The sequence below is a fragment of the Rhodococcus sp. IEGM 1354 genome (assembly GCF_030056855.1).
Taxonomy (GTDB): domain Bacteria; phylum Actinomycetota; class Actinomycetes; order Mycobacteriales; family Mycobacteriaceae; genus Rhodococcoides.
This window is the reverse complement of sequence record NZ_JASHKT010000003.1, coordinates 354,546-380,609: the sequence shown is the minus strand read 5'-3', so window position 1 is coordinate 380,609 and position 26,064 is coordinate 354,546. Positions and strand designations below refer to the sequence as shown.

Sequence of the window (26,064 nt, the reverse complement as noted above, 5' to 3'; positions counted from 1 at the left end):
GAACTTCGGAAACAGGAAGGCCCTCGCTACGAGGGCTTTCCTGTTCTGATGCTCACCACGGCCGCAACCGCACACAGGCCGGCCGCACCGAACCACGCCATCGTGTACGCACCGGTGGCGTCCCGCACGACGCCCGCGACGACGGACGCGATGCCCGCTCCGATCTGGTGTGAGGCGAACACCCACCCGAACACCAGAGAACCCTTGTCGCCGAACACCTCTCGGCACAGTGCAATCGTGGGCGGAACCGTTGCCACCCAATCCAATCCGTAGATCACCACGAAGATGACGATCGACGGTTGGATGGTCGCCGACAACAACCACGGCAGAAACAACAGCGAGATTCCACGAAAGCCGTAATAGGCAGCCAACAGATACCGCGGATTCACTCGATCGGTCAGCCAACCCGATGCGATCGTCCCGACGATGTCGAAGATTCCCACCACCGCCAGCAGACCCGCTGCGGTGGTTTCGTGCATTCCGTGGTCGTGCGCAGACGGTATGAAGTGAGTTCCGATGAGCCCGTTGGTCGTTGCGCCACAGATCGCGAATCCGAGCACCAACGCCCAGAACGTTCGCACTCGGCTCGCGTCGCGGAGCGCCTGCACCGCTGCTCGCGCCGGGTTCACGGTCGACGCCGCCACCGGCGGGACGTAGTCGGCGGGTGCCCCGTACGGAGTCACGCCGAGATCGGCCGGCATGTTGCGCAGCCACCGCAACACGAACGGCACCACGATCAGCGAGCCTCCGGCGATGAGGAACGACGCTGCGCGCCAACCGGATCGGTCGACCAGCTGAGCGATCAACGGCAGAAAGATCAACTGCCCCGTCGCGCTGCCCGCAGTGAGCACGCCAGAGACGAGCCCTCGACGCTGCACGAACCATCGATTCGTCACCACCGCCGCGAACACCAGCGCCATCGACCCGGTGCCCAACCCGATCATGACGCCCCACGTCAACACCAACTGCCACGACTGGGTCACGAACACACTCAGAGCGCTGCCCGCTGCCACGACGACCAACGCCGTCGACGTCACAGCTCGAATCCCGAAGCGCTCCATCAACGCCGCGGCGAACGGTGCCGTCAGACCGAACAGCACCAGGTTGACGCCCACCGCCAGCGACAGCATCGACCGTGGCCAACCGAACTCTTCCTGCAGCGGCACCATCAACACACTCGGTGCGGCGCGGAAGCCGGCTGCGCCGACCAGGGCAAGGAACGCCACCGCGGCGACGATCCACGCCGGATGAAGTCGCCTGCGGGTCGCGATCTCGGAAGTCACGCAGACAGTGTGCCTCAGTCGAGCTGGCACACTGGAGCGGTGACCGTCAGCGCTGCCCACCGTCCCGAGTCCGGGCCCCTCGGTCCGCAAGAATTGGCGACCGCTGCGGTGATGAGCAGCTTCACCGTCGCGCTGACGGTGATCGGCGTCCTGGTGCCGATGGCAGCGATTCTGCAGGTTGTCGCCGCTATTCCGATGTCGGTGGTGGCCCTGCGCTATCGCACGCGGGCCTTGGTCACCTCAGCGGTGGCGGGCACCCTCGTAGGATTCGTCGCGGCCGGTACGCAGACAGCCATGACCGTGGCCAGTGCGGCGTTGCTGGGCGGTCTGGTCGGCCGGGCGAAGCGCCGGAAGCAGGGCCTGTTCGGCGTGCTCGTCACGTCGGCCGTAGTGGGCCCGGTGCTCGGAGCCCTCGCGGTGCTGTTGCTGCTGATCCTCGTCCCGCTACGGCAGCTGTTTCTCGAGACGCTCCGCAACACCATCGAAGGCATCTCGCGACTGTTCGAGCGTGCGTCCGCGCTGCAGGGCGTCGCCGATGTGATTCGCAGCAGCAGCACAGCGGTACTCGACAACTGGTGGTGGTGGGTCGGCGGATCCATCGCATTCGGCATCGTCACCGGAACTCTGTTCGCGTGGCTGATCCTCACCGCTATCCTCGATCGACTCTCGGCCATCCCCACCCCGGAGCCGTTCGTCTCGGGCACAGACGACGAGATCGCGCCGCTGCCCGTCACCCTGACCGCCGTCGGATACCGCTATCCCGGCAGCAGATCGGCAGCGTTGAGCAGCATCGACCTGCACATCGAACCGGGTGAATTCGTCGCGATCGTCGGCCACAACGGATCCGGCAAATCCACGCTGACCCGCATCCTCGCCGGCCGTGAACCCTCGGAGGGCGCGGTGACTCGTCCCGGCTCCACCGGACTCGGCCGGTACGGCGGCACTGCAGTGGTGCTGCAGCGACCCGAAAGTCAGATCCTCGGCACCCGCGTCGCCGACGACGTCGTATGGGGACTGACACCCGGCGACTCTCGCCCCGACGTCGACGCCCTGCTCGACGAGGTGGGACTGAGCGGCATGGGTGCTCGCGACACGGCCTCGCTCTCCGGCGGCGAGATGCAGCGACTTGCCGTCGCCGCGGCCCTGGCTCGACGTCCCGCTCTGCTGATCGCCGACGAAGCAACCGCCATGATCGACGCTTCGGGACGCGAACATCTGGTCTCGCTACTCGCGGCACTCCCTCGCAGACACGGGATGTCGGTCGTCCTCGTCACCCATCATGTCTCGGAAACCGTGGCCGCTGATCGCGTCGTACATCTACACGAGGGCATGCAAGTGGAGCACGACACTCTGTGGATGCAGACGAGAACCGGCAATACTGCTGTACTGCACGACAATTCGAGCCAACGTCTGCTCGAAATACGCGACGTGCGGCACATCTACAACAGGCGCACCCCGTGGGCGCAATCGGCGTTGAACGGTGTCGATATCACCGTCAAGCGAGGCGAGGGAGTTCTCGTTCTCGGTGGAAACGGTTCGGGCAAGTCGACTCTGGCGTGGATCATGGCCGGACTGACCGGGCCGACCACCGGCATCGCGCAGCTCGACGGCAAGGCGATGACGTCGCGAGTCGGCGACGTCGGGTTGGCCTTTCAGCATTCGCGGCTGCAGTTGCAGCGGCGGACCGTCTCCGAGGACATCGCCGCGGCCGCGGGGCCCGAAACCGGTTCTGCCACAGTGTCGGCCGCGATGGATGCCGTCGGCCTCGACCGGTCACTGGCCGCACGCGACGTCGACTCGCTCAGCGGCGGACAGATGCGACGCGTGGTGCTGGCCGGTCTGATCGCTCGTCGACCCCGCATCCTGGTGCTCGACGAGCCTCTGGCCGGACTCGACCCACCCGGACGTGACGACATCATCGGCGTCCTCGCCGGCCTGCGTGAGCGCGGCGTGTCTATCGTGGTCATCTCGCACGACGTGGACGGTATGGACGCCGTCTGTAGTCGAACCATCACGATGGCCGACGGCCACATCGTCTCCGATTCGATTCATGGGAGCGTGCATTCGTGACGACCGTCGTACTGCGCCAGGTTCCGCGGTTCTCGCCCATTCATCGACTGTGGGCGGGCACCAAGCTCATCGTCGTGTTGCTGCTCAGCATCACCCTCGTCGTCGCCCCGACGTGGCCTGCCCTCGGCATCGTGTTCGCGCTGCTGATCGTCGCGGCTGTCATCGCCCACATTCCGATCACGGCTCTACCTCGGCCACCGTGGTGGATCTGGGCGCTGTTCGGGGTCGGAGCACTGATCAATCTGCCCATCGGCGGCGCGGCGGTTCTGCTGTACTTCCGTGCCACGCTGTTCGTGTTCGTTCTGCTCGGCGCATCGATGATGATCGGGTGGACGACGTCGATGAGCGACATCGCTCCGGCGGTGTCGAAACTCGGTGCACCGCTGAAGAAGCTGAAGTTGCCGGTGGACGAGTGGGCGATCGCCGTGGCGCTGAGCCTGCGGTCGCTTCCGTTGCTCATCGAGGAGATGCGCACCCTCAACGCCGCCCGTCGGCTGCGACCGAAGCCGGTGGTCAACAGTGCGTCGGACAATTCGCTGGTCGACATCGTGACCACGGTGATGTCGGTGGCGATCAGGCGCGCGGACGAAATGGGTGAGGCCATCACCGCACGCGGGGGCACCGGCATGATCACCGCCACCGAGGCACGTTTCAAGGGCTCGGACGCGGCGACCCTGGTGGTGGTGACGCTCGCCTGCGCGGCCGCGATCACGATCAGCTTCCTGCTGCGGTGAGCTACTCCCCCGCGAGACGCTCGGTGCGCGAGTTCAACGCCTTGACGAACACGTCCGGAATGTCGCGGGGATCTTCCGCGACATAGCTCGTTCCACCGGTGGCCGCAGAGATCTGCTGCAGCGCAACCGGATCGGCGTCGCTGGTGACGCCGACCGTGATGATCACGATGGGACGCACCGGATCCTGCTCCTTCTGCAGGGCGGCGAGAAGCTGATCCAGGGAAATGCTGCCGTTGTCCTCGTTCGCACCGTCGGTGAGGATGATGACGCTGTTGACGTAATCGGGGTCGTAGCCCTCCTTGACGCGTCGGAACGCCGCCAGGGTGGTGTCGTAGAGCCCGGTCCCGCCGCCGACCAGAGCCGGCAACCCACGGATGGAATCGAGAATCGCATCTCGCTGCGATTTCCCGTCGAACGTTCCGTCTGCCTTACCCATCGGCACGAGTTCGCGGTAGTCCTGCTGGCCACCACCGAGCCCGATGGAGAACGCCCACAACCCCATCTGCGTCTGGTCACTGAAAAGCGAATTGGCTCCGACGGACGCGTCCACCGTCAACGCGATGCGGGTGGAGTCGCCGGACTTGGCTGCCATCGAACCCGACACGTCCTCGACGACGAGGGTCCGTAGCGGCAACGCGAGTACGGCCCAATCGCGCAGCGTGGTCTCGATCGACAACGGATTCTTGATTTCCAACGCGGCCACCGAGCCGACGCCTCTGCCGTCGGTCAAGGGGGTTCCACTCGACGTTCGGAAGCCTGCTGCGACGAGTGTGTCCGTCGCCGATTGCGAGGCGAGGACCGAGGCCAGCGCGGCCCCGGCGGCCTTGACGCGGTCGTACTCCGGCCCGGCCGGAGCCGTGACGGCGAGGGGGTAGTTGAGGAAGTAGCTGCCCGTCGGCGGCACCGACTCGGTGAGCGCCGATCCGGGGTTCGCTGCCTCGTAGGCCAGTACGGCCTGTTCCGTGGCGACGCTGGTTCCGCCCTCGGTCGCCACCTGGGCGACGAGGTCCGGGGTGTCGTGGGGCGTGTCGGCTATCCGGCCGAAGTCCTGTGCCATGGGCACCAGAGCCGCAGACACTGCTTTGGCGTCGGAGATCGCGACCTCGGACTCGGCCAGTGCACCGAGGATCGCAGCGTTGGACGCACTGCTGGTGAGCGGATCGCCGATGCGTTGGCCCGGCATCTGCAGCACGCTGAGCCAGGTGTCGGTCACCGGCGCGGCGTCGGAGGCCGACACCAGCACGGGAAGTGTGTTCGCTACCGAGGTCTTGGCGAGTTCGGGCAGGGCTCCGGTCGAACGCAAAGTCTTGAGCAGCCACAACGTCGAGTCCGGGATCCACAGGTCGGGGCGGTCGTCGTCGGTACCTGCGATCTCGGTCGCCGTGTCGGTGGGTCGCTCGGCTCGCACTTCGAAGTCGACGCAGCCGCGGTCCACCTCGTTCGCCTGGGCGAGGATCTGCTGCACCGGTTCGGCGATCGAGGTGTCCACCGCCAGCGAGACCGTGTCCAGCGAATCGCACGAGTCCGAACCCGCTGCGCGGACGGCCTGAACGCCGAACCAGCCACCGGCCACGACCACGACTACTGCCAGCGCGGCAGCGCCCCAGGTCACGGCAGGGCTGAACCTGCGACTATTGCCGCTGTGGCGTCCTGACATCGCTGCCTCCCCCTACCTCTACCCCCGACACGACTGTGTTGCGGGACTTCTCCGTACTACCCCACGTGACGGAGAGCACGCGGCGCACAGCATAGCCGCTCCCGTCACCGACCGGAACGGCTTCTCAGAGCATTGACGAAGACGTTCGGAATCTCGGCGGGGTTTCGCGCCACGAAGCTGGTACCCCCGGTGGCAGCAGAAATTTGTTGCAGCACACCCGCATCGGCGTCGTCGGTGATACCGATGGTGACGATGACGACCGGACGCGACGGGTCCTGTTCGGTGCGCAGTGTGGCCAACAGCTCGTCGAGCGAGATGCTGTTCGGATCCTCGTTGGCGCCGTCGGTGAGGATGATGACGCTGTTCACCGCATCGGGGTCGTAGCCCTGCTGCACTGTGCGGAACGCGGCCAACGTGGTGTCGTACAGTCCGGTTCCACCACCGACCAGGGACGGGAGGGTGCGGGTCTGCTGCAGCAGCACGTCCCGCTGGGTCGTGTTGCCCACTTTGTCGTCCATGCGCCGGATCGGTGCCAGCTCACGGTAATCCTGATCGCCGCCGCCGAGTCCGATGGAGAAGGCCCACAATCCCATCGACGCATTGTCGGGAAACAGTCGATTTCCGGTCTCGCTGGCCTGCACCGTCATCGCGATCCGGGTGTTCGCACCGGCGCTGTAGTTCATCGAGCCGGACACGTCTTCCATCACGAGCGTTCGCGACGGGAGCGCCAGCACCTGATATTGACGCAACACCGATTCGGCAGCCTGCTGGTCTCCGATCGCCAGACTCTCGACGGCACCGATACCACGATCGGAATCGAGTGGCGCGTTGTCTTCCGACCGAAAACCGGCCTCGGACAACATCTCCCGCCCTCGATCGGATTCGATGACCGCGGCCAGTGCAGTGCCGGCCGACTTCGCACTGTCGTGCCGCTCGCCTGCAGGCTCGGTGACGGCCAGCGGGAAGTTCAGAAAGATGCTGCCCGTCGGCGGCACCGTCGCACCGAGTTCGGCACCGGTGTCGTTTCGGTACTGCAACATCGTCTGCTCGGACACCACGGCCACGCCGCCGTCTGCCACCAGATCGTCCAACCGGGTGGTGGGATCGGCCTCACCGCGGGTGGCGGCCTGAGCCTGAGCGATCGGCACGAGCGCCGTCGACACCGAATCGAGGGCTTTCTCGTCCGTACCTGCCTCGGCCACCGCCCCGAGGATTGCCGCGTCGGAGATGGTGTTGGCCAACGGATTACCGATGCGCAGGCCTTCGAGTTTCAGTGCGGTGAGCCACGTGTCGAAGAACGGAACCTCGTCCTTGCGGGCGGCGAGGACGGCCGGGGTACTCGCCACCGACTGGCTCGCCAGGTCGATCAGCGACGCGGTCGATCGCACGGTCTTACCGACCCACAGCGACGAATCCGGAATCCAGAGCGAGGGAACGTCGTCGCCTTTGGCCACTGCGGCCGACACCTGACCCGACTCCATCGCCGTTACCGTCACCTCGGCACAACCGAGATCCTCGGGCGAGGAGTCGTCGACGATCTTCTGCAGTACCGGTGCGATGGCGGGGTCGGCAGCCAACGTGTAGTTCGACGGGTCACCGCAGTCGCTGCCGAAGACCTTCTGCGCCACGAACACTCCGCCTGCGACGATCAGAAGCAGGACGACGGCGACGACGACGTACTTGGCGAACCCTCTGCTGCCCGTCGCGGACGACGGCGCACTGTGCCTACCGGGCATGCATCTCCACTCCTACACCGTCAGGCGTAGATCTTGACGAACGTCTTCAGCGAGTTCTCGATGTCGCCCTTGAGTGCGCGAGCGACACCGGATCCGATGGGTCCGAACAACGGGGCACCGCCCAGGTTGACGTCGATCGTGATCTCGGAACCGTCACCCTTGGACTTCACCGACAGGTTCAGACCGATCTTCACTCCGCCCTTGCCGTTGCCCTTGAGCTCGAGCTTCCTGGGCGGATCGTAGGACTCGATCTTCCACGACACCCGGTTGCGCATGCCCTTCACGCTGGCGATGGAGTCCAGAGTGGTGCCGACGGCAAGCTGCTCGGGCAGCTCACCGCGCCACGCTTCGTGGATGGAGAGCCACTGCTCGTAGCCGGACAGATCGGACGCGTGCGCCCACGTCTGCTCGGGTGTCAGCGGGACGTCGAGGGAAACCTTCAGCTTGGCCACAGCAGGGATGGTAACCGCTGCACGAAAAATGCCCGTGTGAGGCCTTGCTCACACGGGCACTTCGCGGACGGTTCTACAGGTGAATCAGTGTGCGCTGGCCTTCTCCGCACCGATGCCGGTGAGAGAGCGAACCTCCATTTCGGCCTGCTTGTCGGTGTTCTCGGTGTCCTTCGAGATCAGCGTTCCGACGATGCCGAGGATGAACGCCAACGGAATCGACACGATGCCGGGGTTGGAGAGCGGGAACCATGCGAAGTCCGAGCCGGGAATCATCGACGTCTTCGATCCCGACACGGCCGGGGAGAAGATGATCAGCACGATCGTCGAGATCAGGCCGCCGTACATGCTGAACAGTGCGCCGGTGGTGGTGAAGCGACGCCAGAACAGCGAGTACAGGATGGTCGGCAGGTTCGCGGCCGCCGCGACGGCGAACGCGAGTGCCACCAGGAAGGCGATGTTCTGGCCGTTGGCGAGGATGCCGAGGCCGATGGCCAAGATGCCGATGACGACGGCCGTGATGCGCGAGACCTTGACCTGCTTCTTGTCGTCGACCTGGCCCTTCTTGATGACGCTCGCATAGATGTCGTGAGCGAACGACGCCGACGCGGTGATCGTCAGTCCGGCGACGACGGCGAGGATGGTCGCGAAGGCGACCGCCGAGATGACGCCGAGCAGAATGACGCCGCCGAGCTCGAAGGCCAACAGCGGAGCCGCGGAGTTCTGGCCGCCTGCGGAGGCCAGGATGCGGTCGGGTCCGACGATCGCTGCGGCGCCGTAGCCGAGCACGAGGGTGAACAGGTAGAACGCACCGATGAGCGCGATGGCCCACACGACGCTGCGACGAGCTTCCTTGGCGGTGGGCACCGTGTAGAAGCGCATCAGCACGTGCGGCAGACCCGCGGTGCCGAGTACCAGGGCGATACCGAGCGAGAGGAAGTTGATCTTCGAGGTGGCGCTGCCGCCGTACTGGGCGCCGGGCTCGATGACGTCACGAGCACCGACGATCGGGTCGGCCGAGCTCGACACCATTGCCTGCGCGCTGCCGAGAAGCTCGGAGAAATTCAGGCCGAACTTGGCGAGCACGAGCACGGTCATGAACGCGGCACCGGCGATGAGCAGAACGGCCTTGATGATCTGCACCCACGTGGTGCCCTTCATGCCGCCGATGAGCACGTACGCGATCATCAGCACACCGACGATGGCAATGACGATGGACTGCCCGGTGCGGTCGGAGATGTCGAGCAGCAGTGCGACGAGTCCGCCGGCACCTGCCATCTGAGCCAACAGGTAGAACAGCGACACCGTCAGCGTCGACAGTGCGGCCGCGGTACGAACCGGGCCTTGCTTGAGCCGGAAGCTCAGCACGTCCGCCATCGTGAATTTGCCGGTGTTCCTGAGCAATTCGGCGACGAGCAGGAGCGCGACGAGCCAGGCGACGAGGAACCCGATGGAGTACAGGAAGCCGTCGTAGCCGTAGACGGCGATGGCTCCGGCGATACCGAGAAAGCTTGCCGCGGAGAGGTAGTCACCGGCAATGGCGACGCCGTTCTGCGGTCCGGAGAATCCGCCGCCCGCGGTGAAGAACTCCGCTGACGTCGCGTTCTTCTTCGAAGCACGAATGACGACGGCCATCGTGATGAGGACGAACGCGCCGAAGATGGCGATGTTGACGAGCGGTTCGCCGACGGTGGTGTCGGCGGCCTGGGCTAATACGTTCACGGCTTCGCTCCCTGGGAGGCTTCCATCTCGGCGCGCAGGGCTGCGGCGCGAGGATCGAGTTCACGGTTGGCGAACCGCACGTAGATGCCGGTGATGGCGAACGTGGTGACGAACTGGCCGAGGCCGAGCAGCAAACCGACGTTGATGTTGCCCCACACCTTGGTCGACATGAAGTCGACGGCGTAGGTGCTCAGCAGCACGTAGATGACGTACCAGACCAGGAAGAACCCGGCCATCGGGAACACGAAGCTACGCAGACGGTGTCGGAGTTCCTGGAACTCGGGACTGGCCTGCATGTCGACGAACGCTTGCGCGTCCGGTGGCGAATTGGTTTCCGGTGCGGTCACCTTGGACTCCTGAAGTTGATGTGATCTGTAGCTGACTCGGAACAGTAGTGAGAGTCAGGTCACAACATCAGGGGGTGGCGTCGATCACACGACGGGCTGCGAGAGTGTGCGACGAGCGGTAGCGCAGACCCGACGAACGGCCTCCTCTCTCTACAGCTCGCGCTCTCGGTCTTTGCCCATGTCGAGGCCTTCGGGCAGGTGCAGTCGGGCGAAGATTCGGGAGATGTCCGACGGCACTGTGCGCCGGGTGGCGAGGCTGACGACGATCATCGCGGCGAAGGCCACGGGAACGCTGACCGCGGCCGGGTAGCCGAGTATCGCCGCGGCCCAGCCCCCGAGGACGCCGTCGGAGATGGGGGTGACGACGGAGATCGACGCGGCGACGAGGGAGAGTCCGCCGCCGAGGAACAGCCCGGCCGCGGCTCCTGCTGCGGTGAGTCCGCGCCACCAGATGCCGAGCACGAGCAGCGGACACAGTGTGGACGCGGCGACGGCGAACACGAGCCCGACGGTGCGCGAGAGATCCAGTGACACAACGCCGATCGACAGTGCGAGTGGCACTGCGCCGGCAAGGACGGCCGCGACACGGAAGTCTCGGACCTTGCCCGAGAGCACGTCGGTGCTCAGGACGCCCGCGATGCTGACCAGCAGGCCGGACGAGGTGGACAGGAAGGCGGCGATGGCTCCGGCGGCGACGAGAGCGGCCAGTAACTGGCCCGGCACACCCGACAGTACGGAGCCGGGCAACAGCAACACTGCGGCGTCGGAGGCACCGGTGATCAGCAGTTGCGGAACGTAGAGCCGGGCGAACACTCCGAGGACCGTCGGGAACAGATAGAACGTGCCCAGTAGGGCGAGCACGGTCAGCGAGGTCAATCTCGCAGCTCGGCCGTCGGGGTTGGTATAGAACCGCACCAGCACGTGCGGCAGCCCGAGGGTGCCGAGGAACGTGGCCAGGATCAGTGAATACACCTGGTAGAGCGGGTGCTGACCGCCCAGTCCCCCGCCGGGCATCGCCCAGGCGCGGTCGGTGGTCGGTGCGCCGGCGACCACCGGAACCGGAGAGCCTGCGTCGAGCGTCAGTAGTGTCCCGGACCCGAGTCGGTGTTCACCGGCGTCGAGATTCACCCGCCCGTCGACACTCTGCTCGTCCAGGGTTCCTGCCACGGACACCACGATCGGTGAGTCGACCTGCACGAGAACGTCGGTGGTGATGTCGACCCGGGTCTGCTCGGCGACGGTCGGCGGGGCCGCGGTACCGACGCTGCGGTCGTCGGCGACGAAGTGCACGGTCAGCACCAACGCCGGGATGGCGATCGCGGTGAGCTTGAGCCAGTACTGGAACGCCTGCACGAAAGTGATCGAGCGCATTCCGCCGCCGACGACGTTCGCGATGACGATCAGACCGACCGCGAGTGCTCCCACCCAGCCCGGCACTCCGAGGAGGATGTTCAGCGTCAGACCTGCGCCCTGGAACTGCGGCACCAGATACAGCGCGCAGATCACCACCACCACGAGCATGGCCACGGTACGCAACCATGGTGCGCCGAGCCGGAATTCGACGAAGTCGGGAACCGTGTACGCACCGCTCCTGCGCAGTGGGGCGGCGACGAACAGCAGCAGACCCAGATAGCCTGCGGTGAAGCCGACGGGATACCACAGCGCATCGGCACCGTACTTCGCGATGAGACCGGCAACACCGAGAAACGATGCAGCAGAGAGGTACTCGCCGGAGATAGCCGCGGCGTTCCAGCGCGGTCCGACGGAGCGCGAAGCGACCAGAAAGTCGGACGTGGTGCGCGCCAACCGAACTCCGTAGACACCGATACCGACGGTTGCCACCGCGGCCACGATCAACGCAATCAATGTCGCGACGGGTATCGATCCGTTCACCGGCGCCTAGTCCTCGACCAGGCCGACGAACTCGGCCTCGTTACGCTCGGCGCGGCGCACGTACGCGCGGCCGACGCCGAACAGCAACGGATAGATGGCCACCCCCAGCAGCAACCACGGCAACCCGATACCGAACGGCGCGACATCGGTGAAACGGGTGAGCAGCATGCCCAGCAGGGGAATCGCGAACAGGATCGACAACGTCATCACCGCGAGCCGCAGCGACAGCAGGAGTTGCGCACGCACCAGGCTGCGCACCAGCGCATCGCCCACCTCGGTTTGTTCCTGCACCTCGACGCGGGTGCGTACCAGCCGCGCGCCGCGGCGCTGCGAGAGCACCACCCGCTCCCGGTGCGGCTGACTCACCGCGCACCTCTCGTCATCGCGACGACCACGACTGCAGCGGACCGCGAACCAGTCGGTCCTTGAGTTCTCTGGCGTGCCTGCGGCTCACCGGCAACTCGCAGGCCGCGAGATCTCCACTACCCCGCAGGCACACCACCAGACCCGAGCCGACGCTGCGGATACCCGTCACCAGCCGCAGCGAGACCAGATACGAACGATGAACTCTCAGGAAACCGGCATCAGCCCAACGACTTTCGAGAGCCGAGATCGGAATGCGCACCAGGTGCGAACCGGTGGCGGTGTGCAGCCGCGCGTAGTCACCGTCGGCCTCCACCCACGCCACCGACGACCGGTGCACCAGCGTGGTGGTTCCACCGAGCTCGACCGGGATGACCTCGTCGGCAGCCGATTCGGCCGACTCGACGGGGCGACGACGAGCGAGCAGAACACGTCGGACGGCCTCGGCCAATCGGTCGTCGCGCAACGGTTTGAGGAGGTAGTCCACCGCGCCCAGATCGAACGCCGCCAATGCCCGATCGTCGTGAGCGGTGACGAACACGACCGCAGGTGGCCGAGCGAACGCCGACAGGATTCCGGCGAGCTCGAGGCCGTCGAGGCCGGGCATGTTGATGTCGAGGAAAACTGCATCGACAACGGATTGACCGGAGGTCTGCTTGAGTTGGCGCAGTGCTGTGGTCGCGTCCTGCGCGGTGTACACCTCGGACACGGCCTCCTGCTCGCGCAGCAGAAAAGCCAGCTCGTCCAGGGCAGGCCGCTCGTCGTCGACCGCCAGCACCACCAGCCCGCGCGCGGCACCGGAGTTCGCAGGATACGTCATGCCCGCACCCCCGGCCTGAACTTGGGCACCCGCATGCTCACTTTGGTGCCTGCGCCCGGTGCGGTGTCCACCACGAGACCGTAGTCGTTTCCGAAGGCCGCCCGCAGCCGATCGTCCACGTTCGCCAGTCCCACGTGGGCCGCATCCTCGGTGTGCAGGCTGCCCGATCGCAGTACCTCGGGGTCCATTCCCACTCCGTCGTCCTCGATGCTGATCACGGCGTCGGTGCCCTCGTCGGCGGCGATGATCGTGACGCGACCGCCGTCGGCCTTGCCCGACAACCCGTGCCGGACGGCGTTCTCCACCAGTGGCTGCAGCGCCAGAAATGGCAGAGCCACCCCGAGCACCTCGGGAGCCACCTGCAACGTGACCTGCAGCGAATCGCCGAACCGGGCTCGTTCGAGCGTCAGGTACCGATCGATGTTGCGTAGCTCGTCGGCGAGCACGGTGAATTCCCCGGCGTTGCGGAAGGAGTAGCGGGTGAAATCGGCGAATTCGAGCACCAGTTCCCGTGCTCGATCCGGGTCGGTACGGACGAACGACGCGATGGTGCCCAGCGCGTTGTAGATGAAGTGCGGGCTGATCTGGGCCCGGAGCGCACGCACCTCCGCTCGGTCCAACCGCGCTCTCGACGCGTCGAGTTCGGCGAGCTCGATCTGACCGAACGCGTAGCGCGCGACCTCGGCGATGGCCCCGAGCATGCCCGGCCCGGGTTCGGCCACCACCGCGGCACCGAGCACCCCGACCACCGGCGAATCCTCGTCGATCAACGGTTGCACCACCAGCGCTTTGACCTCGTGGATCGAGCCGAGCGGTAGCCGCACCAGTACGCGGCGCTGCCCATCGACCGCTCGTCTGGCCGCCTCCACGAACGCCGGAGTCAACTCCTGCCACGGCCCGTCCCAGGCCAGCAACGAGGCACTCGGATCGCAGATGCCCAGTGCATCCGCCCCGGTCAGAACCCGAAGATGCGGAGCAGCGGCGGCGGCCGAGCGGGCATCGAGACCGTTCCGCAGCGGTTTCGCCGCCAACGACGCGGTATGCAGGGTGGCGTGGACCGCGCGCTCCTCCGGGGTGGTCAGGTCGCGTCGGCCACGCAGACTGATCAGCGCGATGGCCGTGACGATCACCGCCACGATCACCGCCATCCACGCCAGTGCCGCGGTCATCGTGCGCAGGTGCCGGTGGTCGGAACGTTCAAGAAGCGCTCGACGAGCCAGTCGACGCCGATACCGTTGGCGGCCAGGTCCGCGTGCCCCTGCTCGGGTTCCGAACGCAGTTCCACGTCGTCGCCGAGTCCGCAGGCTTTCGCCACGGCGTCGCGAGTCCACTGCGGATCGATCAGGTCGTCGCGCTCGCCGACCAGAACGAACAGTGGAACATCGGTGCGAGCCGTCGGCAGTGCGACCGTTCCGAGCCAGTCCGCCATCCGATTCGCGGCCCGGTCATCGGCCGGGACGGCATCGGCCGGATCGATGACTGCTCCGGCGTCGGCCTTGGAGAAACCGAGCAGATCGCTGCAGGCCGTCAGCGCGGTCACGTTGTCGGCGAAGGTGCCACGGATGTAGTCCGAGCGCTCGACGCTCGGATCCGAGACATGCAGGCCCTCGTAGAGAAACGGCACCAGCAACTGGCGGGGCAGGGTCTGTTCGGTGTCGGCTCCGAAGAACCGCGTCAGATCGGCTGCGGGCGACAACGCGGCGACTCCTACCAGTTGCACACCGTCGCCGTACTCCGCATTGCGTTCGGCAGCGGCCCAGACTGCTTGTCCCCCTTGAGAAGTGCCGATGGCGCCCCATCGGGTTCCGACGTCGGGCACCACGGTCCGCGCGGCGCGCACCGCATCGATGACGTCGTAGGCTGCAGCATCGACGTTCAGATACGCCGGATCCCCCGGGGTCCCCAGACCCTGATAATCCGTCACCACCACGACGGTGCCGCGCTCGAGGAACGGCGTCACCAGGCCGATGGTGCCCAACAGGTTCGGATACAGCGACGGCGCACACTCGTCTGTGACACCGGTGGTGCCGTGCCCGACCGAGACGATCGGCCAGCCACCGGCAGGCGCAGAACCCTTGGGCACGAACACCGTTGCCGATGACTCGGTTCCGCCTCCGGTGACGCCGTCGGTGGTGCGGTAGACGATCTTCGTGGCAGACCCGCCCAGAAAAGCGACACCGATGTCGACCTGACCGAGTGGCATCGACGACACGATCGACCCGCGCTCGGAGCCCTCGGGTGCCGGAACCGACGTGGGTGCCGGAGCCACAGGAGGCACGGCAGGCGAGCTGCACGCGGCGAGGGCGAACACCAGTGCCGCGGCGGCCACCAGTCCGGTCGACCTCACTGTCTCAGCGCTCCCTTTGTGTTCGTCGTCTACGTCGTGCGTCGTTCGATGCGTGCCTCGGCCGCGATCTCTTCCACGTCCAGACCATTCAACACTGCGCGTAGAGCTTCGTCGTCCAACTCCCCCGAGTCGCGGGCAGCGATCAGGGCGGCCCGCTGCGCGACCAGCACATTGTGCCGCAGGGTGTCGAACAGCGCGCCGGCCGCCGCGATTCGCTTCTCGCGGTCCTCGGTCTCGTCCGCGTCCATCCGGGCCCGCACCGACCGTCGCACGCGCGCGATCACCTCGGCTACCCGATCACTGTCGACGCCGGAGATACCGTCCTTCGCGGCACGCTCGAGGTACGTCTCGGCAGCCGTGCGGGCGATGGCCTGCGAGAGCAATCGTTGATTGTCGTTGCGTTGCTGCTCGAGCGGATCGGCGACGTCCAACCGGCGAATCAGCAGCGGAAGCGTCAGGCCCTGCAGCAGCAACGTTCCGACCGCGACGACGAACGCGACGGCTTGAATCACCGCCCGCCCGGGAAATTCGTCGCCGAGCACGGTGGTGAACGGAACACCCGCGGCTGCGGCGAGAGTCACCACTCCGCGCATCCCGGCCCACGACAACACCAGGTTCTGCTGCCACGTCAGACCGTCGGCCACCCCCTCGCGGCGAAACACCGTGCGAAAGAGCAGGTTTCTCCCCGAGTTGAAGAAGATCCAAGCCGGACGAACGGCGATGACGACGAGTAGCACCAGTAGCGCGTATCCGAAGATATGGTGCACCGGAAGACCCTCGCGTTGCACCTCGGAGATGACGAACTTCAGCTGTAAACCCATGTACGCGAACACGAATGCTTCCAGCAGCAAGTCCACCGTGGGCCACACCTGGCGCTCCTGCACCCGGGTCGAGGCCGACACGTCGGCCGTGACGCGGCCCAGCACGAACCCTGCGGTGACGACGGCCAACACGCCGGACGCGTGAATTTCTTCCGCCGCCAGATACGCCGCGAACGGTAGGACGAGTCCGAGCACAGTCTCGAGCGCCGAGTCGGCGATCCGGTTTCGCACGAAACGAACAATGCGTGAGAGGACGAATCCGACGAGCACGCCGCCGACGATCTCGTACAGAAAGAACAGGACCGGTGAGCCGAGTTCGATACGACTGCCCGTCACCGACGCAACGGTCAAGGTGAACAGAGTCAACGCAGCCGCGTCGTTCACCAGGCTCTCCCCGGTGAGGATGGCCATCATTCTCGCGGGCAGGCCGAGCTTGCGGCCGACGGCGATCGCAGAGACCGCGTCGGGTGGGGCCACGACGGCACCGAGCACGAGGGCCGCGCCCAGAGTCAGCTCGGGAACGAGCAGGTTGGCGAAATACCCGACGGCCACGGTCGTCACGATCACCATCACCAGACCGAGGCGCAGGATCTGGCCGATGTTGCGGCGAAAACTGACGAAGGAGTAGTTCAGCGCCGCGGAATACAGCAACGGCGGCAGCACGACACCGAGGATGAGCTGCGGCGAAAGGCTGATGTGCGGCACGCCGGGCACGAACGATGCGATGGATCCGACGGTCACCAGAACGAGCGGTACCTGCAGGTCCAGACGCTCGGCGAATCCCGCGACCGCAATCGCGAAGATGACTACGAGAAGAAGTACCGGTCCGTCCACCCGCCCGATTCTGCCGTCCGCAGCGCCCTACGGCACCACCGACGACCCGAACACCGGGTGGACGGCCCGAATCGACCTACTTGTCCGGAATTGCCTTCTTGGCGGCTTCCTGCACCTTGTCGATCTTGTCGGCGTACTTGCCACCGGTCTTGTTGTCGATGAAGTCCCCGGCCTTCTCCACGACGTCGTCGATCTTGTCCGAGTTCTCTGCCGCAAGGTTCTTGCCCTTGTCGACCATGCCCTTCAAATTGTCTGCGAAGCCCATGAAACTCTCCTGCCAGTCGGGTGAAACGGAACGCCCCCAGTCTACGTTTCGTTCTGCCCGTTACGCAGAGTCGTTCGGTTGCGCAGTACCGATCCGAATCGATGGGCGACCTCGACGAGCGCGATACCGACAGCGCCGATGATCAACGCGCTCGTGGTGGCACCGACGTTCGAGGGATCGAGCTTGAAGAACGTGCGGCAGAACGGGATTGCGAACAACAACAGGTAGCCGCCGACGGATCCCGCGAGCAGCACTACCTTCCACCAGGTGTACGGCCGCGCGACGACGGCCAGGACCCACAGCGCGATCATGATCAACGTGATCAGTGCGGTGGTGCTCGCCTGGGTCACCTGTGTCTCGGTGGCGTCGGGACCCGCGTAGGCCAGCAGATACGACACGAACGTGCACGAGCCCACGATCAACCCGGACGGAACGGCCAGTCGCATCACGCGCGAGACGAAGCCGCTGCGTGCCCGCTCGTTGTTGGGCGCGAGCGAGAGCACGAACGCCGGAATGCCGATGGTGAACCACGCGGCGATCGTCACGTGTCGAGGTAGGAACGGATACGGAATCGGCTCGAAATGGAAGACCTGCGACAGCACTCCCGACAGCCCGATCAGGAACGCCAGCAACACCGAGTACACGGTCTTGGTCAGGAACAGATTGGAGACGCGCTCGATGTTGCCGATGACGCGTCGCCCCTCCCCTACGACGTAGGGCAGCGTCGCGAACTTGTTGTCCAACAGCACGATCTGCGCGACGGCTCGGGTGGCCGCACTTCCCGAGCCCATCGAGACGCCGATATCGGCGTCCTTGAGAGCGAGCACGTCGTTGACGCCGTCGCCGGTCATCGCGACGGTGTGGCCGCGAGATTGCAACGCGCCCACCATCGCCCGCTTCTGGTCCGGCCGCACACGCCCGAACGTGGTGGAGTTCTCCACGGTGTCGGCCAGCTGCTCGGAATCCTCGGGCAGGTCGCGTGCGTCGATCGGGGAGTCGCCACCGGGCAGACCGAGAGAGCCGGCGACCGCGCCGACCGACACGGCGTTGTCCCCGGAGATGACCTTGACCTGCACCTGCTGACTTGCGAAGTACTCCAACGTGTCTCGGGCGTCCTCACGCACCTTCTGTTCGAGAATCACCAGAGCGCGTGGGGTGACGACTCCCGGCGCCGCGGTATCGTCGACGGCGAGGTCGCTGCTGGCGAGCAGCAATACCCGCAGCCCCCTGGATCCGGCGGCTTCGGCATGTCGAGCCGTCTCGGAGCCTGGGTCGAGCAACACGTCCGGAGCACCGAGGAGCCAGTTTCCGTGCTCGCCGTACGACAGACCGCTCCACTTCTTGGCCGAGGAGAACGGGGCCACCGCGCTCTGTGTCCACCCCGGGGCGTCGGGATACGCCTCGCCCACGGCCTGCACACTGGCATTGGGACGCGGGTCGTCGTGCGCCAGAGACGCCAATACTCTTGTCACCGAGTCGGAATCGTGCTCGTCGATCAATACCAATTCCGAGAGCCGCATGCCGTTCTCGGTCAGAGTGCCGGTCTTGTCGGCGCACACCACGTCGACGCGGGCGAGTCCTTCGATGGCAGGCAATTCCTGCACCAGACACTGCCGCTGCCCGAGCCTGATGACACCCACCGCGAACGCGATGGACGTCATCAGCACCAGCCCCTCGGGGACCATCGGAACCAGGGCCGCGACCATGCCGTTCAAAGCAGGCCGCAGAGCCTGCCCGCTGGAGAACAACTGGTTGTAGATGATCAGCGCGCCGGCCGGAATCATCAGGTAGGTGATGAATTTCAGGATTCTGTCGATGCCGCTGCGCAGCTCGGACTTGACGAGGGTGAACTTGCTGGCCTCTTCGGCGAGCTTGGCCGCATAGGCGTCGCGGCCGACCTTCGTGGCCCGGTAGGCCCCACTGCCCGAGACGACGAAGCTCCCCGAAAGTATCTGCGCTGCTTTGATTTTGTGCACCGTGTCGGCCTCACCGGTGAGCAACGACTCGTCGATCTCCAGGCTTGCCGTCTCGATCACCTCGCCGTCGACGACGATCTGATCACCCGGTCCGAGTTCGACGATGTCACCGAGGACGACCTCGTCGGGCGGAATCTGTTGCGAGACATTGTCGCGTCGCACCTGGGGCGTGTTCTGGCCGACGATGGCCAGCCGATCCAGCGTGCGCTTGGCGCGAATCTCCTGAATGATTCCGATGCCGCTGTTCGCGACGATCAACAACCCGAACATGCCGTCGATCACCGAGCCCGTCGAGAGCACGATGATCAGCAGCACCCCGAGAATCGCGTTGATTCGGGTGAACACGTTGCCCCGGACGATGTCGCGAACCGAACGTGAAGCGCGAGCAGGAACGTCGTTCGATTTCCCCTCGGCTCGCAGTGCGGCGACCTCCGCCTCGGTCAGCCCGGTTTCCCGCTGTGCATCGGCGTCGATAGACATGCGTGCAGCCTAGTTGGGTCGTTCCTGCAGGCTCCACTCCTTGCCCAGTGGGGCTCAGCCCAGACGGGTCCACCAGCGATCGTCGGGCACGGTCCTCGTACCGTCGACGCGCTGACCCGGCATCGGTACCGCAACCTTGACACCGACGTCCTCGGCGGCCGCATGCAGACGCACGATCGGTTCGGACCACGGGTGGAACGCCAGGTTGAACGTCGCCCAGTGGATCGGCACGAAGATTCCCGACGGCGTCAGATCGACGTGCGCCGTGACAGCCTCCTCGGGATTCATGTGGATGTCCGGCCACCGCACGTCGTAGGCCCCGACCGGAAGAAGCGTCAGATCGAACGGTCCGTACTTGCTGCCGATCTCGGCGAACTTCGGCGTGTAGCCGGTGTCGCCGCCGAAGAAGACGCGACGAATCGGACCGGCGAAAGCCCAGGACGCCCACTGCGTCGAGTCCCGGGTCAGACCACGGCCCGAGAAGTGCCGAGCTTCGGTGCAGGTGACGGTGAGGCCGCCGATGGCCGTCTGCTCGTCCCAATCGAGTTCGATGATGCGCTCACCCGGCACCCGCCACTTGCGCAGGTGCGCGCCGATGCCGAGCGGCACGACGAAGGGGGCCGACTGCGTGCTCGTCAGCTTCTGCACCGTCGCCTTGTCGAGATGGTCGTAATGATCGTGGGAGATCACGATAGCGTCGACCCGAGGTAGGTCGGTCAGGGCGACCGGCGTCGGATGCAGCCGTGCCGGGCCCACCACCGAGGACGGGGACACGCGATTGCTCCACACCGGATCGGCGAGAATGCGATACCCGTCGACCTCGACGAGCACACTCGAATGTCCGTACCAGGTGACCGCCAGCTCGCCCGCGTCCACCGGCGCAATCGGCGGTGCCAGTGGGATCGGCCGCTGCGGCCTGCCTTTACCTCGCTCGGTGAACAGCGAGACGAGTATGTTCTTCTGCCCCTTCTCGCCGCGACCCGGGACGTAACTCGAACTGGGGTCGGAGTTGTGGAATCGGCGATCGCGGTAGCGCGGGGATCCGGCCGCATAGGGGGTGATGTGCACTCTCCTGGCACCGATGGCCGACGGAAGACCCCACAGCGCACGCGCCAACCATGCCCCGCCCAACGCTGCGGTTGCTCCTGCTACCAACTTCGTCTTCGTCACGGCCACCACAGTAGGCGGCGCCGACGTCTTCGCAGCTCACCCGTAGCCTTGCCGTAGAATATTCGCGTCGGTTTTGCTGCTAGAAGGGGAGACATTGAGTACCGAACAGCTCGAATTCCAGGCGGAGACGCGTCAGCTCCTGGATCTGATGGTGCACTCCATCTACTCCAACAAGGACAGCTTTCTCCGTGAACTGATCTCCAACTCCTCGGACGCGCTGGACAAGCTGCGCCTGGAGTCGTACCGCAACAAGGATCTGGACGTCGACGTCTCGGATCTGCACATCGAGATCGACATCGACTCCTCCGCTCGTACCCTCACCATCCGGGACAACGGCATCGGCATGTCGCGCTCGGAGGTCATCGACCTCATCGGCACGCTTGCCAAGTCCGGCACCGCCGAAGTGCGCAAGAAGCTCAAGGAAGCCAAGGACGCCGCCGCCTCCGAGGAACTGATCGGCCAGTTCGGCATCGGCTTCTACTCCACGTTCATGGTGGCCGAGAAGGTCACTCTGCTCACCCGCAAGGCAGGCGAGAGCACTGCCACCAGGTGGGAGTCCACCGGCGAGGGCACCTACGAGATCACCGACGTCGACGACGCCCCGCAGGGCTCCTCGGTGACACTGGCCCTCAAGCCAGCCGACGAGGAAGACCACCTCCACGACTACGCGTCCGAGCGCAAGATCAAGGAACTGGTCAAGAAGTACTCGGACTTCATCGCCTGGCCCATTCGCATCGACGTCGAGAAGCGCGTCAAGAGCGAAGAAGAGGGCGGCGAGGACACCGTCACCATCGAGACCGAGACGATCAACTCGCAGAAGGCGCTGTGGACTCGCTCCAAGGACGAGGTGTCCGAGGAGGAATACAAGGAGTTCTACAAGCACGTCAGCCACGCCTGGGACGAGCCGCTCGAGGTCATTCCGTTCAAGGCCGAGGGCACCTTCGAATACCAAGCGCTGCTGTTCATTCCGTCGCAGGCACCGTTCGACCTGTTCATGCGCGAGAGCAAGGCGGGCGTGCACCTGTACGTCAAGCGGGTGTTCATCATGGACGACTCGCAGGAACTGCTGCCCGAGTACCTGCGCTTCGTCAAGGGTGTCGTCGACGCAGCGGACCTCTCGCTCAACGTCTCTCGCGAGATCCTGCAGCAGGACCGGCAGATCCGCGCGATCCGTCGTCGCCTGACCAAGAAGGTCCTCTCGACCGTCAAGGAGCTGCAGAGCGAGCAGCCCGACAAGTACAAGACGCTGTGGTCGCAGTTCGGCACGGTCCTCAAGGAAGGCCTGATCTCCGACTCCGACAACCGCGAAACCCTGTTGGGCATCTCGTCGTTCGCGTCCACCCACTCCGAGGAGGGTCTGACGACCCTCGCCGAGTACGTGGACCGGATGAAGGACGGCCAGCAGCAGATCTACTACATGACGGGCGAATCGCGTCAGCAGATCGAGAGCTCGCCGCACATGGAAGCCTTCAAGGCTCGCGGGCTCGAGGTGCTGCTGCTCACCGATTCGGTCGACGAGGTGTGGGTCGGCAACGTCACCGACTTCGACGGAAAGTCGTTCCAGTCCATCGCCAAGGGCGAAGTGGACCTCGACACCGAGGAAGAGAAGAAGGAAGCCGAGGCCAAGCGCGAGGAGCAGGACAAGGAGTTCGCGGACCTGCTCAGCTGGCTGACCGACACGCTCGGCGAGGACGTCAAGGAGGTACGTCTGTCGACGCGCCTGACGACGTCACCGGCCTGCGTCGTCGGCGACGAGTTCAGCTTCTCCCCGCAGCTCGAGAAGATGTACAAGGCGTCGGGCCAGTTCGTGCCTACGTCCAAGCGCATCCTCGAACTCAACCCGAACCACGACCTGGTGACGGGACTGAAGAAGGCTCGCGAGGATCGCAGCGACGATCCGCACCTCGCCGAGACCGCCGAATTGCTCTACGCGACGGCACTTCTGGCCGAGGGTACCGAGCTGAAGGATCCGGCGAAGTTCTCCAAGTTGCTCGCCGATCGGTTGACGCGAACCATCTGAGCGGCTTCGCCCCATGTGAGTGGAACTTCGTAGCAGGCTACGAAGTTCCACTCACATGCTGGGGTCACTGCGGAGGCAGGATGTGCTCCCCCGTCTTGTCGGTGCTCAGCGAGAGTGAACTGATGTACTGCTTTTCTCCGTTGGGCCCCGGCACGTTGGACGCGATCATGTCGGGTCGCTCGAATTCCATGCCGCTGACGTGGCACATCACGAGTTCGTCCGACGGGTTGCCGTGCTCGTCGAACATCGGCAGGTCGATGCCGTCGTCGGTGCGCCGCAGGTAGTACTTACCCTTGGTCGCCACCGCCAGGATGGGCGGAAGTACCAGTGCGAGAACGAGAGCCACGATGGGCGAATACGGTTTGATCGCAGATCCGAACGCCCCGAAGAACACCAGAATCGACAGGATCGCCGACACCGCCATCGAACCGAAGCCGACCGGATTGATGTTGTAGAGCATGCCGCGTCGGAACTCGGGCACCTTGGGCGAGAGCTTCAGGATGTACTTGTTGAAGACGATGTCCGACGCCACCACGGCAATCCACGCGATACCGCAGTTGGCGTAGAAGCCGAGGATGCTGTTGAGGAAGTCGAACATGTTGGCTTCCATCAGGATCAGTGCGATCGCGAGGTTGAACAGCACGAACACCATGCGGCCCGGGTACGTCTTGGTGAGGCGGGTGTACGAGTTGGTCCACGCCAGCGACCCGGAGTAGGCGTTGGTCACGTTGATCTTGATCTGGCTGATGACGACCAGGATCACCGCGAGAGTCATGGCGAGCCAACCGGGCATGAAGTTTTCGTAGATCTCCAGGAACTGGTGCACCGGTTCGTTGGCGATGCTGGATCCGTCGACGACGTTGGCGATCAGGTACACGGCGAGGAAGAGGCCGACGACCTGCTTGAGTGCACCGAAGATGACCCAGCCCGGACCGGCGAGAAGCACTGCCGTCCACCATCTCCGAGAATTCTCGGGAGTCTTCGGCGGCATGAAGCGCAGGTAGTCGATCTGCTCGGCGATCTGCGCGATGAGCGAGAGACACACGCCCGCGGCAAGCAATGCGGATCCGACGTTGACGCCCTTACCGTCGGCCCCGTCCTGACCGCCGTAGGCGAAGAACTCACCGACCGAGTCGGGATTGCTGATCACCAGGTACACGAACGGCAGCACCATCAGAACCAACCACAGCGGGGTGGTCCAGACCTGAAGCTTGGCAAGGGCTTTCATGCCGTAGATCACCAGAGGAATCACCATGATCGTCGAGACCGCGTACCCGATGGGCAACGGGATACTCAGCCCCAATTCGAGTCCCTGCGCCATGATCGAACCTTCGAGCGCGAAGAAAATGAACGTGAACGTCGCGAAGATGACGTTGGTGACGACCGACCCGTAGTAGCCGAAACCGCTTCCCCGAGTGATCAAATCGAGGTCGATGTTGTAGCGGGCAGCATAGTAGGCAAGCGGGAGTCCGGTCAGGAAGATCACGACGGCGAACACCAGGATGCCCCACAGTGCGTTGCCGGTTCCGTACGAGATTCCGATATTGGCACCGATCGCGAAGTCCGCGAGATACGCGATGCCGCCGAGCGCGGACGTCGCGACAACACCGGTTCCCCACTTGCGGTAGCTACGCGGCGCGAAGCGCAGCGTGTAGTCCTCGAGCGTCTCTTTGAGCGCGGTGTCTGTCGGCGCTGGCTGTACGGCGGTCATGGCTCAGTAACGTAGAACCGCCACGTTGCCGACGTGTCTTCAGCCGATGTAGCTGGTGTTACTCAATCCGGCGATTCGGACATACGTCTCGGAATGGTTCGCGGAGCGCCCCCACACGCGTCGGTCACCAGCGCAATCACACTCGCCAGCACCGGTGCTCGCATCACCCAGCCCAACACCGCCCAGCCGAGCGTCAGATGTTCGAGTGCACACCCGATGGCTCGGGTGCCGTCGGCGACGACGCATCCGTCGGCGCTCTCGTATCGAACACGGCGCAATGTTGCGTGGTGGTCCTCGGCGGCCGCGACTACCAATCCCTCCGACGAACGGCCTGCGAACCACGGGCCGACCGCACTGCACGGATCGCACGTAACCGATGCGTACAGCGTCCCCGCCGCGCGATCGGGTCGTGCGTGCCATCGAGGGACCCAGTTGCGGACCTGCGATCGATGTTCGTTCCACGCCGGTCCGAACCTCGCCGCCAGATGGCTCGTCTCGTTCCACGCCGCGATGCCACTGCTGAATGCGGCAGCCGTCAGCGCGGCCAGAAGCAGCAGCGGCTCGCCGAACAGAACGGCACCCGACACGAGAATCAGCACCGCACACAGCTGCATCGGATTGGCCACGTAGGCATACGGTCCCGAGGTGACCAGGCGAGTGGGCGGGTCCCAGGGAAACGGTGTGCCGTGGCCGACGATCGCGAAATCCCGGACCGCGCGAACGGCCACGATCCCCAGCACGGCGATCACCTGAATGATCACCGAATCGAGCGGTCCCCCGATCCCGGTCAGCGCCGCGTGCCAGCTTCGGCCCGCGGTCACGAATGTGAGGGTGGGAATCACGAAGACCAGCAACGACGCGAACAGCACCATCTGCAGCATCACCCGACATCGCAGCGCTCGCCGAGACGCCGTGAGCATGCCCAACGCCGTTGCCGGAAACAAACATGCGAGAACGGCGAGCACTTCGCCCCACCACCACGACGGCGTCAGCACCACCAGGGGCTCGAGGCCACCCATGACGAGTACGTCCGCGACCAACAGGCCCGCAACGACGGGCAGCGGATTCACCCAGCGCGACAACAGGATCGGTACCGCTCCCCACAGCAACGCCCAACCGAATACGACGTCGACCGGCACCTCGAACCATTCGAGACCGTCGGTGCCGAAACTCCACCACCCCACGCGAACCGCGAGTGCGTTGACGGGCAGCAGACTCACCACGCACCACAGCAGGGCCAACACAGCGGCACCACGCACTTTCACGTCCGCCACAGCCATCCACAGCGCCGCCACCGAGATCAGCGGTACCAGCACCACCGCCGACCGCAGTGCCGCAATGTCGAGACCGGTCTGCATGCCTGCAC

The 26,064-nt window shown here is 65.2% G+C and carries 20 protein-coding genes; 3 read left to right on the top strand and 17 right to left on the bottom strand.

Features of this window, described 5'->3' with window-relative positions:
* Positions 1 to 26: 26 nt before the first annotated feature.
* The gene (locus QM588_RS08975; RefSeq protein ID WP_283312693.1) at positions 27 to 1,283 is read right to left on the bottom strand and encodes an MFS transporter; all 1,257 of its coding nucleotides are present in this window, start codon (positions 1,281 to 1,283) and stop codon (positions 27 to 29) included.
* Positions 1,284 to 1,322: 39 nt separating this feature from the next.
* Here QM588_RS08975 and QM588_RS08970 point away from each other — a divergent pair, with 39 nt between their 5' ends.
* The gene (locus QM588_RS08970) at positions 1,323 to 3,353 is read left to right on the top strand and encodes a DUF2232 domain-containing protein (protein ID WP_283312692.1); all 2,031 of its coding nucleotides are present in this window, start codon (positions 1,323 to 1,325) and stop codon (positions 3,351 to 3,353) included.
* A complete protein-coding gene (locus tag QM588_RS08965) occupies positions 3,350 to 4,087 on the top strand; it encodes an energy-coupling factor transporter transmembrane component T family protein (protein ID WP_094621639.1) in 738 nt (245 codons plus the stop codon). Before QM588_RS08970 ends, QM588_RS08965 begins: the two co-directional genes overlap by 4 nt.
* A 1-nt stretch (position 4,088) precedes the next feature.
* Here QM588_RS08965 and QM588_RS08960 read toward each other — a convergent pair whose 3' ends face one another.
* From QM588_RS08960 to QM588_RS08895, 14 genes are all read right to left on the bottom strand, one after another.
* Positions 4,089 to 5,744: a VWA domain-containing protein gene (locus QM588_RS08960; RefSeq protein WP_283312689.1), complete on the bottom strand. Its 1,656-nt coding sequence runs from the start codon at positions 5,742 to 5,744 to the stop codon at positions 4,089 to 4,091.
* Positions 5,745 to 5,848: 104 nt separating this feature from the next.
* Positions 5,849 to 7,480, bottom strand: a complete 1,632-nt coding sequence (locus QM588_RS08955) for a substrate-binding and VWA domain-containing protein (protein ID WP_283312688.1) — start codon at positions 7,478 to 7,480, stop codon at positions 5,849 to 5,851.
* A 20-nt stretch (positions 7,481 to 7,500) separates the two neighbouring features.
* Positions 7,501 to 7,932 (bottom strand): type II toxin-antitoxin system Rv0910 family toxin, encoded by a 432-nt coding sequence (locus tag QM588_RS08950; RefSeq protein ID WP_094650572.1) that lies wholly within the window; start codon positions 7,930 to 7,932, stop codon positions 7,501 to 7,503.
* A gap of 84 nt (positions 7,933 to 8,016) precedes the next feature.
* Complete coding sequence (locus tag QM588_RS08945; RefSeq protein WP_057473959.1) at positions 8,017 to 9,651, bottom strand: solute symporter family protein; 1,635 nt, start codon at positions 9,649 to 9,651, stop codon at positions 8,017 to 8,019.
* Positions 9,648 to 9,947, bottom strand: a complete 300-nt coding sequence (locus tag QM588_RS08940) for a DUF485 domain-containing protein (RefSeq protein ID WP_063216896.1) — start codon at positions 9,945 to 9,947, stop codon at positions 9,648 to 9,650. The genes QM588_RS08945 and QM588_RS08940 overlap by 4 nt, the downstream gene beginning before the upstream one ends.
* 201 nt (positions 9,948 to 10,148) lie before the next feature.
* Complete coding sequence (locus QM588_RS08935; RefSeq protein WP_283312686.1) at positions 10,149 to 11,891, bottom strand: sodium/solute symporter; 1,743 nt, start codon at positions 11,889 to 11,891, stop codon at positions 10,149 to 10,151.
* A 6-nt stretch (positions 11,892 to 11,897) separates the two neighbouring features.
* Positions 11,898 to 12,257 (bottom strand): hypothetical protein, encoded by a 360-nt coding sequence (locus QM588_RS08930; RefSeq protein WP_027495968.1) that lies wholly within the window; start codon positions 12,255 to 12,257, stop codon positions 11,898 to 11,900.
* A 13-nt stretch (positions 12,258 to 12,270) separates the two neighbouring features.
* Complete coding sequence (locus tag QM588_RS08925; RefSeq protein WP_283312684.1) at positions 12,271 to 13,074, bottom strand: LytR/AlgR family response regulator transcription factor; 804 nt, start codon at positions 13,072 to 13,074, stop codon at positions 12,271 to 12,273.
* The gene (locus QM588_RS08920) at positions 13,071 to 14,243 is read right to left on the bottom strand and encodes a sensor histidine kinase (protein ID WP_283312683.1); all 1,173 of its coding nucleotides are present in this window, start codon (positions 14,241 to 14,243) and stop codon (positions 13,071 to 13,073) included. Before QM588_RS08920 ends, QM588_RS08925 begins: the two co-directional genes overlap by 4 nt.
* The gene (locus QM588_RS08915) at positions 14,240 to 15,421 is read right to left on the bottom strand and encodes an alpha/beta hydrolase family protein (protein ID WP_283312681.1); all 1,182 of its coding nucleotides are present in this window, start codon (positions 15,419 to 15,421) and stop codon (positions 14,240 to 14,242) included. The genes QM588_RS08920 and QM588_RS08915 overlap by 4 nt, the downstream gene beginning before the upstream one ends.
* Before the next feature lie 29 nt (positions 15,422 to 15,450).
* Positions 15,451 to 17,076, bottom strand: a complete 1,626-nt coding sequence (locus QM588_RS08910) for a Na+/H+ antiporter (RefSeq protein ID WP_283312680.1) — start codon at positions 17,074 to 17,076, stop codon at positions 15,451 to 15,453.
* A 76-nt stretch (positions 17,077 to 17,152) separates the two neighbouring features.
* A complete protein-coding gene (locus tag QM588_RS08905) occupies positions 17,153 to 17,341 on the bottom strand; it encodes an antitoxin (protein WP_027495963.1) in 189 nt (62 codons plus the stop codon).
* A gap of 41 nt (positions 17,342 to 17,382) precedes the next feature.
* Positions 17,383 to 19,797 carry an HAD-IC family P-type ATPase gene (locus QM588_RS08900; RefSeq protein WP_283312678.1) on the bottom strand — a complete coding sequence of 805 codons (2,415 nt, stop codon included), beginning with the start codon at positions 19,795 to 19,797 and terminating at the stop codon, positions 17,383 to 17,385.
* Between the two features lie 54 nt (positions 19,798 to 19,851).
* Positions 19,852 to 20,967, bottom strand: a complete 1,116-nt coding sequence (locus QM588_RS08895; RefSeq protein WP_283312677.1) for an MBL fold metallo-hydrolase — start codon at positions 20,965 to 20,967, stop codon at positions 19,852 to 19,854.
* A gap of 94 nt (positions 20,968 to 21,061) precedes the next feature.
* Between QM588_RS08895 and htpG the strand changes: the two genes are divergently transcribed.
* Complete coding sequence (gene htpG, locus QM588_RS08890; RefSeq protein WP_283312675.1) at positions 21,062 to 22,987, top strand: molecular chaperone HtpG; 1,926 nt, start codon at positions 21,062 to 21,064, stop codon at positions 22,985 to 22,987.
* Positions 22,988 to 23,051: 64 nt separating this feature from the next.
* On the opposite strand, the gene QM588_RS08885 is transcribed toward htpG, so the two are convergent.
* Positions 23,052 to 24,698 carry a purine-cytosine permease family protein gene (locus QM588_RS08885; RefSeq protein ID WP_283312674.1) on the bottom strand — a complete coding sequence of 549 codons (1,647 nt, stop codon included), beginning with the start codon at positions 24,696 to 24,698 and terminating at the stop codon, positions 23,052 to 23,054.
* 62 nt (positions 24,699 to 24,760) lie between these two features.
* Complete coding sequence (locus QM588_RS08880; RefSeq protein ID WP_283312673.1) at positions 24,761 to 26,056, bottom strand: methyltransferase family protein; 1,296 nt, start codon at positions 26,054 to 26,056, stop codon at positions 24,761 to 24,763.
* Positions 26,057 to 26,064: the final 8 nt, after the last annotated feature.